Here is a 12,333-nt window from a genome sequence, read left to right on the forward strand (position 1 = left end):
CATCGTCTCGTCATAAAAACAGGAAATAGCGGCGATATCGGCTTTAAGCGCTCAGCTGGTATCGCGCGGATCGAGCAGATCACGCAGGCCATCACCGAGAAGATTGAGGCCGAAGACGGCAAGCGCGATGGCAAGGCCGGGCATGATGGCAAGCCAGGGGGCCGCGCCGAGATAGGTCTGGGCATCGGCCAGCATCCGTCCCCAGGTGGCGGCGGGTGGCGGCATGCCAAGACCGAGGAAAGAAAGGCCCGCCTCGGTCAATATCGCAAGACCGAGCTGGATCGTCACCTGCACGATGATCTGGTTGGAAATATTCGGCACGACATGGAAAAGCGTGATCTTGGCGCGGTTCTGGCCGATACTGGTGGCGGCGGTGATATATTCCCGCGCCCATATCTGCAGTGCGGCACCCAGCGTCAGCCGGGCAAAAACCGGCACCATGAAGGTAGCGATGGCGATGATGGCGGTGAAGCGTCCCGTTCCGATGAAGGCGCCGAGCATCATCGCCGAGAGGATCGGCGGCACGGCGAAGATGATGTCGCAGATGCGCATGACCACGGTTTCGGTAAAGCCGCGCAGAGCCGCGACCGCAACACCGATTGCCGTGCCGATAAGGGCACCGATGGCGACGGCGGCGATAGCGGTGGAGAGAGAGTTCCACGCACCGGCCATCAGCATGGAGAGCACATCACGGCCGAAATGATCCGTGCCGAGACCGCCATAAACCAAGGGCGATTTCAGCTTCTGGACGATCTGTATCTTGGTCGGCGAAAGCGGCGTCCAGACCAGCGACAAAAGGGCGACGGCGACAAGAAAGCTGGTGACGGCGATGCCGATGACGAAGGCCGGGCGGCGGCGGAGCAATCGCATCATCGCGCACCTGCCCGCAATCTCGGATCGATGAAGAGATAGGCGATATCGACCACGAAATTCATGATGATCACCAGCGCCGAGAAAAACAGCACGACGGACTGCATCACCACGATATCCCGCTGCGTCAGCGCCTGATAGGCAAGCCGCCCGAGACCCGGCAGGTTAAAGACATTTTCCACCAGCACCGCACCGGCAATGAGGAAGGTGAATTGCAGGCCGATCATGGTGACGACGGGGATCATCGCGTTCGGCACCGCATGCCGCCACAACGCCACCCGCTCGCTCAGGCCCTTGGCGCGGGCGGTGCGCACAAAATCCTCGTTCATCACTTCCAGCACGGCAGAGCGGCAGACGCGGGTGAGAACGCCGGCCTGCGACAGCGCGAGCGCGATTGCCGGCAGCACCAGCGCCACAAGCCCTGCCGAAAAGCTTGGGCTCCAGCCGGGAAACCCGCCTGATGGCATCCAGCCGAGCGTGGTGGAGAACACGATGATCAGCAGCAGGCCAACCCAGAAACCCGGCACGGCGATGCCCACATGGGAAAACAGCCCGGCCACAAAATCCAGCGCCCCATTGCGATTCTTCGCCGCCGCCACACCAAGCGGAATGGCAATAGTGACGGACAGGCAGATGGCGAGCAGCGCAAGCGGCAGGGTGACGGCCAGCCGCTCGATGATCAGCCCCGCCACCGGCACGCCATAGGTATAGGATTGGCCGAGATCACCCCGGAAAACACCGACCAGCCAGTGGAGGTAACGCAGCAGCAGCGGCTGATCGAGGCCCATCTGCTTCTGCAGCGCGGCGAGCGTATCGGGGCTCGCCGAAGTTCCGAGCATGATGGCGGCGGGATCACCCGGCAGCAGGCCCATGACGACATAAATGATGAGGGAAACGGCAAATAGCGTGATGATGAGGCTTACGAGACGCCGGATGAGGACAGCTAACATCTGGCATCTGCTCCTTGCGTGTTCTTGCGGCCGGATAGGGCAAATGGGTCTATCGCCATAGCCGCACGTTCCTCCCTCATCCCTGTGCCCCGGAACATGCCTGAGGATGCCACAGGGATCCAGCCGACGCGCGTCTGCGCGGCGAGAGAGTCTTTTCCAGCCCAAGGACTTGGGCTGGCTGGATTCCTGTGACGAGCACAGGAATGAGGTGGCGGGGGAAATTGCGCCCGGCCGTGCACGTCAAACCCTACTCTTCCCAATGCACATCCGTCAGCACATTCGAAGGAATAGGCTCGTTTTCCCACAGCCCCTTCACCTTCCTGTCCCAGACGCCAAGCTTCGGCATCACGAACAGGAACAGCGCCGGCACATCTTCGGCCAGGATTTTCTGGGCATCGCCATAAAGCGCTTCCTGCTCGCCCGCATTCGCCGTCTTTTCGACATTGGCGATGACCTCGTTGAAGGCCGGGTTCTTGTAGTTGAAATAATAGGGATCACGGGCATAGATATCGATATCCATCGGCTCGGCATGGGCAACGATGGTCATGTCGTAATCCGCACCTTTCAACACATCCGCCACCCATTTGGCCGGAAATTCGGTGGTTTCGATGGTCATGGTCACGCCGATTTCGGCCAACATCGCCTGCAGGATTTGCGAGGTACGCTGGGCATAGGCCATTTGTGGAGCCTTGATGGTGAAGCTGAATCCGTCAGGATAACCCGCCTCCGCAAGCAGCGCCCTGGCCTTGTCGACATCATAGGGGTGAACGCCAGTCGTATCGATGTACCCGCGGTCATTCGGCGTATAGTGACTGCCGATGGCCGTGCCGTAACCGGACCAGGCGCCTTCTATGACAGTGCCGCGATCCACCGCCATCATCAGCGCCTGGCGTACACGCTTGTCATCGAAGGGCTTGCGGGCATTGTTCATGCCAGCCACGACCTTCAGCTCGGTATTGCCGACAAAGGTGCCGAGGCGCTTATCGCCGTCAAAGGAGGTCATCAGTTCCGGCGCGCCAAATTCCGGGAAGGCATCGATGTCGCCTGATTTCAGCGCCGCAGCCTGCGCCTGCGGATCGGCAACGAAGCGGAAGGTCGCCTTGTCGATCTTCACCGCCACTGCCTTGTCCCAATAGGCGGCGTTTTTCTCAAGCTCCACCTTGTCGCCCTTGGCCCAGCTGACGAATTTGAATGGGCCGGTGCCGACGGGCGTTGTGCGGTTAGCCTCGGCGCTCTTCGGCGCGACCATGACGGAGGCCGGCCAGCCGAGCCAGTAGATGAGGCTGCCGGCGGGCTGCTTCAGTTTCAGCACCAGCGTGTCCGCGTCCGGCGTCTCGATGTTATCGATTGCCGCAAAGAAGCGCTTCTGCGGGTTGACGGAAGCTTCTCCGCGCGCCCGGTCCAGCGAGAATTTCGCGACGGCGGAATCGAACGCCTCGCCATCATGGAAGGTAACACCCTTGCGCAGCTTGAAGGTGTAGCTCTTGCCATCAGGCGAAATTTCCCAGCTTTCGGCAAGCTGCGGCTTCACCTTGCCCTTGCTGTCGATGGTGACGAGACCTTCGAAAATATTCTGCCAGGTGACCTGGCCGATCGCGACGGGAGCGGCAATGGTCGGATCGAGACCGGTCGGCTCCACCGTCATGCCAAGTGTCAGGGCGGTTTTCGGCGCGGCTTCGGCGTTAACAACCGAAAGCGGCAGCCAGAGCGCCGTGCCCAATGCAAGCGTCAGCGCGGTACGGCGCGAAAGCTTTGCCGCCTGCGAAAGATAAGTGCGTGGCATCCTTAGTCCCCTGTCTGGCGGCCGGGGCATTTTTGCCCTTCCAAAGACCACCCGTTGCAAAAAGAGTGTCATGTTGCAGGCGCACACACAATCTCCGTTTTTGTGTGCTCCGTGTAGCTGAAATGGCTACACGGAATTGCCGGTGGAAATCAACCTTGGTGGGTAATTTCCCAAGCTCGCCTATTCCTCTCCCCAGCGGGCAGAAGAAACTACCCCGCTGTTGCCTCGCGCATGAAACGCTCGATGAAATCGGCAAGTTTGGAGGCGGCGAAAGACAATTGCCGGTCGGGCGCAACACAGAGATCGATCTGCGTATGGATACCCTTCTTGCCGGCTAGCGGAACGGCGACCATCTGGCCGCTGCGAATTTCGCGCGCCACCGAAAGCGCCGGCAACAGCGTGGCGGCGGCATGGCCCAGCACCAGCTCCTTCAGCATTTCCAGCGAGCTGGTGATGAAGACGGGATCAAGCTCGATACCCGCATCGGCAAACAGTGTATCGAAGGCCTGACGCGCGGCAAAACTCTTGTCCGGCAGGGCAAGCGGCATGCCGGCCAGTTCCTTCAGCGAGACCTCCGGCTGGGCGGCGAGCGCGTGGCCGGCGGGGAAGATGACATCGTAACTGATGCGGGTACGCGAGCGCACCTTCACACCCGAAAGCTTCGGCGCAAACAGGCTGACGACGAGGTCCGCTTCCGCCGCACCCAGCGCCTCCATCGCCTGCCGGGCGCTGGTAATATGCACCTCAAAGCGCAGCTTCGGATATTTCAGGCTGAACTGCGCCAGCACGGGCGCCAGAAGGTTCGCCACCGTCGCGCCATTGGCATAAACCGTGACCCGGCCGCGTTGCAGGCCTTTGAGATCGTCGATCAGCTGGTGCACATGGTCGAGTTCGCGCAGCGTCTTGCCGGCGCGGGCCGCTAGCAGCTCACCCGCCGCCGTCAGCTTCACGCCGCGGCTGGAGCGCTCCACCAGCGGCGAGCCGAAATAATATTCGAGGTTCTCGATCTGCCGGCTCACCGCCGTCGGCGCGACATTCAGGTTTTCCGCCGCGGCGCGCATGGAATTGGTGCGGACGAGTTCGTCGAAATACATCAAGGCGCGCAGTTGCATGGGACGGAGACCTTGTTTGGGTGGGCCGTGTTGGCGGCCAGCATACCACCGCGGTACGATGAGAGAATACTTCCCCCGGCGAAGATCGCTGTGGAGCAAAAGCCCGCTGCTTGTTTCTTCTCCCCAGGGGGAGAAGGTCGCGGCAGCGGGGATGAGGGGGCGACGGTAGAGAGATGCCGGAGAGCTGGCCCCCTCATCTACCCCGTTCGGGGCATCTTCTCCCCGGCGGGGAGAAGAAAGGGAGGCACTCTCTCATCAGATCAAGCGCGCTTGAAACCCTCGCTCGCCACCAGCAGCTGCCTTGTATAGTCAGCGGTAAATTCGCGGCTTTCCAGCGCCTCGGCCTCCAGCATTTCCACCACCTTGCCGCTTTTCATCACGGCCAGCCGATCGCACATATGGCTGATGACGCCGAGATCGTGGCTGACCATGACAAAGGTAAGGTTGCGGTCTTTGCGGGCCTGTTCCAGCAGGTTGAGGATTTCCGCCTGAATGGAGGCGTCGAGCGCCGAGGTCGGCTCGTCTAGCAGCAGGATTTTCGGCTCCACGATCAGCGCGCGGGCAATGGCGATGCGCTGGCGCTGGCCGCCGGAAAGCTGGTGCGAATAACGGAAACGGAAACCCGAGCCGAGACCCACTTCGTCCAGCGCCCGGGCAATGCGCTGCTCGCGATTGTCGAGACCGTGAATGACGAGCGGTTCCAGCAGCAGTGCATCCACCGTCTGGCGCGGGTGAAGCGAGCCATAGGGGTCCTGAAACACCATCTGCACATCGCTGTAAAAACTCTTGTCGCGGTGCCTGCTGGAGTAGGAGCGCCCCGCCACCATCAGCGAGCCTTCATCGAAATGGTTGAGGCCGGCAATGGCGCGTAGCAAGGTCGATTTGCCTGAACCGGACTCGCCGACGATGCCGAAGGATTCACCCTCGGCGACATCGACGCTAACGCTGTCGAGCGCGATGTAACCGTCGAAATCCACCACCATATCTCTGATGGAAAGAACTGTGCTCATGCGCGCCACTCCGGCTTGCGTTCCAGAACGGGCAACGGATGGCGATGGCCGCCAATTTCCGGCAGGCAGTTCAACAGACCCTGTGTATAGGGGTGTTTCGCTTCCTTGAGATTGGCGGAAGAAAGCTCCTCCACCACCTTGCCGGCATACATGACAAGAACACGGTCGCAGAAGGAGGAGACGAGCCTGAGATCGTGGCTGACGAAGATCAGCCCCATGCCACGGTCGCGCACCAGCTTGTCGAGAATATCAAGCACTTCCAGCTGCACCGTCACATCGAGCGCCGAGGTGGGTTCATCGGCGATCAACAATTCCGGGCCGCAGACCAGCATCATGGCGATCATGACGCGTTGGCCCATGCCACCGGAAACCTCGTGCGGATAAAGATCGAACACGCGTTCGGGATCACGGATCTGCACCGCCTCCAGCATGGCGAGCGTGCGCTGGCGCGCCTCGCTGGAACTGACGCTTTCATGGGTGCGCAGCGTTTCCATGATCTGGCGGCCGATGGTCATGACCGGGTTCAGCGAATATTTCGGGTCCTGCAGGATCATGGCCATGCGTTTGCCGCGCATGAGCCGCCTTTCCTTTGCCGAGGCGCGAAGAAGATCGATATCACCGAAACGCAACGTATCGGCCTCGATACGGGCGCTCTTCGGCGTCAGCCCCATGATGGCGCGACCAGTCTGCGACTTGCCGGAGCCGGATTCGCCAACGATGCCAAGACGCTCGCGGCCTAGCGTGAAGGAGACGCCCCGCACCGCCTCCACCAGCCCGGTGCGGGTGGGGAAGGAAACGCGCAGGTTCTCGACAGTCAGAAGCGGCGCGCTCATTGGTTCGCCTCCTTGGGGTCCAGCGCATCGCGCAGGCCATCGCCCAGAAGGTTGAAACCGAGGCTGACGATCAGGATCGCAATACCCGGCATGGCGGCAACCCACCATTGATCGAGAATGAAACGGCGTCCCGAAGCAATCATCGCGCCCCATTCCGGCAGCGGCGGCTGGGCCCCAAGGCCAAGGAAGCCGAGACCGGCTGCGGTGAGGATGATGCCCGCCATATCGAGCGTGACACGCACGATGAGCGACGACATGCAAAGCGGCATGACGTGCTTCAGGACGATGCGAAACGGCGACGCGCCCATGAGCTTCACCGCCGCGATGAAATCGGAATTGCGGAAGGTCATGGTTTCGGCGCGCGCGATGCGCGCATAGGGCGGCCATGAGGTGACCGCAATGGCCAGTACCGCATTTTCGATGCCCGGTCCAAGTGCGGCCACCAGCGCAAGCGCCAGAACCAGCTTCGGAAAGGCCAGAAAAATATCGGTGATGCGCATCAGAACGGCATCCACCCAGCCGCCAGCATAACCTGAGACGGTGCCGACGATGAGCCCGATAGGCGCGGCTATGATGGCCACCAGCAGCACCACGAAAAGGGTCAGCCGCGAACCGTGGATGAGGCGCGAGAGAATGTCGCGGCCCTGATCGTCGGTTCCGAGCAGATACCCCGCGGTGCCAGGCGGCAGAAGCCGGGCATTGCGCAGATCGCCCTGCACCGGATCGTGCGGGGCAAGCACATTGGCAAACAGCGCCACGAACAGCAGCGCGATGATGATGCCAAGCCCGAGCAGCGCCAGCCGGTTTTCCGAAAACCGCCGCCAGATGACATAGGCCCGGCCAAGGCGGGCCTGCCTGCGCGAGGCCGGCCGGTCGGAGAGCAGCCATTCGCGGCTATAGGGTTTGAGTGTGTCGGTGGAAATCGTCATCGGCTGCGCGTCCTTGGATCGAGCGTCCGGTAAAGCAGATCGGAGAAGAGATTGATGCCGACGAAGATGGCGCCGATCACGATCGTGCCGCCGAGAACGGCATTCATATCCGCATTCTGCAGGGAATTGGTGATGTAGAGGCCGAGCCCCGGCCAGGCAAAGATGGTTTCGGTCAACACCGACCCTTCCAGCAGGCCAGCGTAAGACAGCGCAATCACTGTCACCAGCGGCACGGCGGCGTTGCGCAGCGCGTGGAACCAGATGATGCGGGTTTCCGAAAGCCCCTTGGCGCGGGCCGCAACAATATATTCCTGGGCAAGCTCGTTCAGCATGAAGGAGCGCGTCATGCGGCTGATATAGGCCAGCGAAAAATAGCCGAGCAGCGAGGCGGGCAGGATGATGTGGCGGAACAGATCCCACAACACGTCCCATTGCCGTTGCCAGATCGCGTCGATCAGGAAAAATCCCGTGACCGGCGTGAAGGTGAATTCGTAGACGATATCCATGCGGCCGGGATAAGCCACCCATTGCAGCCGGGCGTAAAACACCAGCAGCGCCAGGAGGCCAAGCCAGAAGATCGGCACGGAATAGCCGATAAGGCCGATGACGCGAACGACCTGGTCGGCAAAGCTGCCGCGTTTCACGGCAGCGAGCACACCGAGCGGAATGCCGAAGACGGCACCGATGATGGTGCCGATCGTGGCAAGCTCGATCGTCGCCGGAAACACCCGCTTGATATCTTCCATGACAGGATTGGTGGTGAGGACGGAGATGCCGAAATCACCCGACAGCGCCTGTTTCAGATAAATGAAGAACTGCTGCCAGAGCGGCAGGTTGAGGCCGAGCTGCTCGCGCACCCGCTCGACCACATGCGCAGGCGCACGGTCGCCGACGATCGCCAGTGCGGGATCGATCGGCACGACACGGCCAATGAAAAATGTGACCGCCATCAACCCCAGAAAGGTGGTGATGACGGTAAGGGCGAAGCCGATAATGGCCTTAGCACGGGCGTTGGCACGGCGTTTGCCCTGCCTCGCCCTGCTGTTTGCTTCAACGATGCTCAAGAGACCGATCCTTCCGGATCATTCCTTCGAGATCGTATAGACGTAGTTGGTGTCAAAGCTCGGTCCGAGTTTCAGGCCCTTGAGCTTGGCTGAATAACCGGCAACTTCCGTCTGCTGGAAGATGATGACGAAGGGACCCTTCGCCAGAACTCCCTTCTGCAGGTTCTGGTAGATGGCGGCACGCTTGGCAGTGTCCTTTTCCAGCAGCGCCGACTGGGTTTCCTTGGTCAGATCAGGAACATCCCAGGCATTGCGCCAGGCGAGCGTCTTGTTCTTGCCTTCATCGGAATTGTCGTAGTTGATGGTGAAGGTTTCGGCATTCGAGTTCGGATCGAAATAGTCCGAACCCCACTGGCCGATATAGATATCATGCGTGCGGGCGCGATATTTGGTCAGGGTCTGCTTGCCGTCGCCGGGAATGATTTCCAGCTTGATGCCGGCCTGCGCCAGCGTCTGCTGCACGCTTTCGGCAATGCCGGTCACCGGCTGCGTGTTGCGCACATCCATGGTCACGGTGAAACCGTCCTTCAGGCCGGCCTTGGCGAGAAGTTCCTTGGCCTTGGCAACGTCGAGCTTGTAGGGGTTCTCATCGAGCGCGCCGAGCTGGCCCTTCGGCAGGAAGGTCTGGTGAACTTCACCGATGCCCTTGATGATCGTCGCGCCGATCGCGTCATAGTCAACCAGATATTTCAGAGCTTCAACGACTTCCGGCTTCTTCAGGTTCTCGTTCTTCTGGTTGAGGCTGAAGTAATAAACGGTGCCCTTGGGCGCAGAGGTGACGGCAAGGCCTTCCTTCTTGGAAACCGCTTCCATGTCGCCGGGCTCGAGGTTACGGGCAACGTCGATATCGCCGTTCTCAAGCGCCAGGCGCTGGCCCGAGCTTTCCTTCATATGGCGATAAACGACGCGCTTCAGCTTCGGCTTCTCACCGTAATAATTCGGGTTGGCTTCCAGAATGACGGCCTCGTTGGCCTTCCAGCCAAGAATCTTGTAGGGGCCGGAACCGGCATAACCGGTCTTCAGGAATTCATTGCCGAAATCCGTGTCGTATTTGTAATCGGCGCTCGGCGTAACCGACTTCGCCTTTTCGGTGATGAGCTTCTTGTCCACCACGGCGGCGACCGTTGCCGTCAGCACGTTCAGCACGAAGCTCGGCGCGTAAGGCTTGTCGACCGTCAGCACAAAGGTGTTTGCATCCGCAGCCTTGGCTTTTTCATTGACGTTGTCGCCCTTGAGGCCGAACTGCGTCAGCAGGAATGCCGGCGACTTGTCGAGCTTGACGGCGCGTTCGAAAGAGAAGGCCACATCGTCAGCGGTGATCGGGTTACCGGAGGCGAATTTCAGACCGGATTTCAGCTTGAAGGTGTAGGTGAGGCCGTCCTCGGACGTCGTCCAGCTTTCGGCGAGATCGCCGATGACTTTGGACGTGTCGTTGAGATCGATGGAGACGAGCTTGCTGTAGGTGTTACCGGTGACTTCGGCGGCGGACAGTTCGAATGCTTCACCCGGGTCGAGCGTGATGATGTCGTCGATGGCGAAACCTTCGACCAGCGTGTCGGCCGGCGTGGCAGCGAAAACGTGCGGCGCCGACAGCATCATCAGCGACAGAGCGGCGCTGGTGCTAAGGACCCGCATGGATTTGTTGAGCGATTTGATCATAGGATCTCCCCTTTTGTTATAAGATTGATTTGGTTCGCTTAAAACTGTTCTCAGGCCGCTTCGTGCCAGGCCTGAGACAAAACACGCAGCCAGTTTTCCCGGCAGATTTTAGCAAGCTCTCCATCACCGTAACCTGCCGATTTCAGTGCCGCAACCAGATTGTGGTTGCCGCTGGCATCGGCCACGCCGACAGGTACCGTCGCGCCGTCGAAATCCGATCCGAGCGCCACGCAGTCGATGCCCATGCGTTCCACCATGTAGTCGATATGGCGCACCATGTCGGAGAGCGGCGTATCGGCAATGTCACGCCCATCGGGCCTGAGCATGGTCACGGCATAGTTGAGGCCCACCAGCCCACCGCTCTCCCTGATGGCATCCATCTGCCGGTCGGTGAGATTGCGGGCGACGGGGGTGAGCGCATGTGCGTTCGAATGGCTGGCGATCAAAGGCTGGTTGGAGGTCTTTGCCACATCCCAGAAGCCTTTTTCGGTAATATGGGCGAGATCGATGAGAATGCCGAGCCGGTTGCATTCCTTCACCAGCGCGAAACCGGCATCGGTAAGACCGGGCGCGGTATCGGGTGACATGGGATAAGAGAAGGGAACGCCATGGCCGAAAATATTGTGCCGGCTCCAGACCGGGCCGAGTGAGCGCAGGCCGGCGGCATAAAACACCTCCAGCGCGTCAAGATCGGCACCGATCGCTTCGCAGCCTTCCATGTGCAGCACGGCGGCGAAAATATCCTCGGCAAAGGCCTTGCGAATATCAGCCGTGGAGCGGCAGAGCCGCCAGGCACCGGCACGATCGAGCCTCAGCGCAATCGCCGCTTTCTCCATGGCGATATCGAGGGAAGGCAAGCGCTCCAGCGGCGCGGCGAGCGGCGTGTCGTAATGGCCCTGTTCGTCCGGTTCCTGCAGGACCAGATCGCCTGATGGGATATAGATGGCGCAAATGCCACCACCGAGACCGCCTGCCCTGGCGCGTGGACCATCGATATGGCCTTCGCGCGTACCGTTCTTGAATTCAGCCACCGGATCGCCACCGGCCTTGCTGTTGCGCCACAACCGAAGCAGCACATCATTATGACCGTCGAACACTGCATGCATGTCAAGAAATTCCAGTAAGCGGCAAAACCAAAGGGGGCGGGCAGACGCCGGAATGACACCGCGCGAAAGCAAACCGGCGCATTTTTCGCCGACCGCTCTAATCTGTCGGAAGTGATCTTAGGACGATCTCTCGCGGCTCCGCAAGACGCAAATTAGGCAGCGGTGAAATTATCACCACTTGCCTTTTGCCGCGAATTGCGCAACGTCAAGCCCGCCAGCCGCCTTCGGCTTTTGTCAGCAGCGGCGTGGCGAAAACGCCCCTCACCCGCTCCGGCCATTCCGACCCGAAAGCGGCGATTTTTTCCCGCCAGCGATCCGATTGCAGCATGGCAGCGCCGATCACCACCGGCTTGATGCCGGATGAGGCGAGAAGCGAAAGGCCTGCAATAATGGAGCTACCGCTGGAGATGACATCATCCACCAGCGCCACCCGCTTGCCCTCGATGAGTGGCAGCATGCGCGGATCGATATAAAGCCGCTTTTCCTGCTTGGTTGTGATGGAGGACATCGGGACCGACAGTTCCTCCAGATACCAGAATTTCCGCGAAGTGCCGAGCGGCACGTAACGGGAATGGCCGAGATGGCGGGCAACGGCAGCGGCAAGCGTCAGGCCCAGCGTCGGCAGGCCGATCACGACGTCAGGGCTGAACGGCGCGAGCTTGGCGGCAAGATCGGCCGCCAGCGCCTCCAGCACCTCGAATGAGGCCTGATTGACGATGAGCGAGGCAAGCGCATGTTCGCCATCCGCAAGCGGCCTTATCGGCAGACAGATCTGCCTGTTGTCATCCAGTTCCGCCGGAAAGAAGCTGGAATGCGGGCCTGCCGTCGCAAAGGTGCCGGGCGGAACAATGTCCTGCCAAAACTCGTGCGGCGCGGCGGGAGACTGGGCGGCGGGCGATGCGGATGACGGCATCGGTTTTCCTTTCAGGAGCGGAATGGCGCAAGACGGATGCGGTTTTTTTCAGCCTCGCCAACCCCGTTCGACATATTAGGCATTTCAGCAACCGCACACATGCG

General features: G+C 60.6%; 11 protein-coding genes. All 11 read right to left on the reverse strand.

What is annotated here, in order from left to right:
- Nucleotides 1-51: 51 nt before the first annotated feature.
- Nucleotides 52-873: an ABC transporter permease gene (locus GSF67_RS16750; RefSeq protein ID WP_006313230.1), complete on the reverse strand. Its 822-nt coding sequence runs from the start codon at nt 871-873 to the stop codon at nt 52-54.
- Nucleotides 870-1,820, reverse strand: coding sequence for an ABC transporter permease (locus tag GSF67_RS16755; RefSeq protein WP_006313229.1), 951 nt, complete (start codon nt 1,818-1,820; stop codon nt 870-872). Before GSF67_RS16755 ends, GSF67_RS16750 begins: the two co-directional genes overlap by 4 nt.
- A gap of 247 nt (nt 1,821-2,067) precedes the next feature.
- Nucleotides 2,068-3,603 (reverse strand): ABC transporter substrate-binding protein, encoded by a 1,536-nt coding sequence (locus tag GSF67_RS16760; RefSeq protein WP_006313228.1) that lies wholly within the window; start codon nt 3,601-3,603, stop codon nt 2,068-2,070.
- A 209-nt stretch (nt 3,604-3,812) separates the two neighbouring features.
- Nucleotides 3,813-4,715, reverse strand: coding sequence for a LysR substrate-binding domain-containing protein (locus GSF67_RS16765; protein ID WP_006313227.1), 903 nt, complete (start codon nt 4,713-4,715; stop codon nt 3,813-3,815).
- 260 nt (nt 4,716-4,975) lie between these two features.
- Complete coding sequence (locus GSF67_RS16770; RefSeq protein WP_006315575.1) at nt 4,976-5,725, reverse strand: ABC transporter ATP-binding protein; 750 nt, start codon at nt 5,723-5,725, stop codon at nt 4,976-4,978.
- A complete protein-coding gene (locus tag GSF67_RS16775; RefSeq protein WP_006315574.1) occupies nt 5,722-6,558 on the reverse strand; it encodes an ABC transporter ATP-binding protein in 837 nt (278 codons plus the stop codon). Before GSF67_RS16775 ends, GSF67_RS16770 begins: the two co-directional genes overlap by 4 nt.
- Nucleotides 6,555-7,487, reverse strand: coding sequence for an ABC transporter permease (locus GSF67_RS16780; protein WP_006315573.1), 933 nt, complete (start codon nt 7,485-7,487; stop codon nt 6,555-6,557). The genes GSF67_RS16775 and GSF67_RS16780 overlap by 4 nt, the downstream gene beginning before the upstream one ends.
- Nucleotides 7,484-8,551: an ABC transporter permease gene (locus tag GSF67_RS16785; protein WP_006315572.1), complete on the reverse strand. Its 1,068-nt coding sequence runs from the start codon at nt 8,549-8,551 to the stop codon at nt 7,484-7,486. Before GSF67_RS16785 ends, GSF67_RS16780 begins: the two co-directional genes overlap by 4 nt.
- Nucleotides 8,552-8,569: 18 nt before the next feature.
- On the reverse strand, nt 8,570-10,210 hold the full coding sequence (locus GSF67_RS16790) for an ABC transporter substrate-binding protein (protein ID WP_006315571.1): 1,641 nt from the start codon (nt 10,208-10,210) through the stop codon (nt 8,570-8,572).
- A gap of 50 nt (nt 10,211-10,260) precedes the next feature.
- Nucleotides 10,261-11,316, reverse strand: a complete 1,056-nt coding sequence (locus GSF67_RS16795) for a dipeptidase (RefSeq protein WP_035216431.1) — start codon at nt 11,314-11,316, stop codon at nt 10,261-10,263.
- Between the two features lie 205 nt (nt 11,317-11,521).
- Nucleotides 11,522-12,229, reverse strand: a complete 708-nt coding sequence (locus GSF67_RS16800; RefSeq protein ID WP_006315568.1) for a phosphoribosyltransferase — start codon at nt 12,227-12,229, stop codon at nt 11,522-11,524.
- Nucleotides 12,230-12,333 lie beyond the last annotated feature (104 nt).

Origin of the sequence: Agrobacterium sp. CGMCC 11546 (assembly GCF_013365515.1) — a bacterium.
Taxonomy (GTDB): Bacteria; Pseudomonadota; Alphaproteobacteria; order Rhizobiales; family Rhizobiaceae; genus Agrobacterium; species Agrobacterium fabrum.

What these genes read in the sequence shown, in the direction of transcription:
- GSF67_RS16750 (WP_006313230.1), bottom strand. Translation starts at nt 873, where the DNA reads ATGATGCGATTGCTCCGCCGCCGCCCGGCCTTCGTCATCGGCATCGCC.
- GSF67_RS16755 (WP_006313229.1), bottom strand. Translation starts at nt 1,820, where the DNA reads ATGTTAGCTGTCCTCATCCGGCGTCTCGTAAGCCTCATCATCACGCTA.
- GSF67_RS16760 (WP_006313228.1), bottom strand. Translation starts at nt 3,603, where the DNA reads ATGCCACGCACTTATCTTTCGCAGGCGGCAAAGCTTTCGCGCCGTACC.
- GSF67_RS16765 (WP_006313227.1), bottom strand. Translation starts at nt 4,715, where the DNA reads ATGCAACTGCGCGCCTTGATGTATTTCGACGAACTCGTCCGCACCAAT.
- GSF67_RS16770 (WP_006315575.1), bottom strand. Translation starts at nt 5,725, where the DNA reads ATGAGCACAGTTCTTTCCATCAGAGATATGGTGGTGGATTTCGACGGT.
- GSF67_RS16775 (WP_006315574.1), bottom strand. Translation starts at nt 6,558, where the DNA reads ATGAGCGCGCCGCTTCTGACTGTCGAGAACCTGCGCGTTTCCTTCCCC.
- GSF67_RS16780 (WP_006315573.1), bottom strand. Translation starts at nt 7,487, where the DNA reads ATGACGATTTCCACCGACACACTCAAACCCTATAGCCGCGAATGGCTG.
- GSF67_RS16790 (WP_006315571.1), bottom strand. Translation starts at nt 10,210, where the DNA reads ATGATCAAATCGCTCAACAAATCCATGCGGGTCCTTAGCACCAGCGCC.
- GSF67_RS16795 (WP_035216431.1), bottom strand. Translation starts at nt 11,316, where the DNA reads ATGCATGCAGTGTTCGACGGTCATAATGATGTGCTGCTTCGGTTGTGG.
- GSF67_RS16800 (WP_006315568.1), bottom strand. Translation starts at nt 12,229, where the DNA reads ATGCCGTCATCCGCATCGCCCGCCGCCCAGTCTCCCGCCGCGCCGCAC.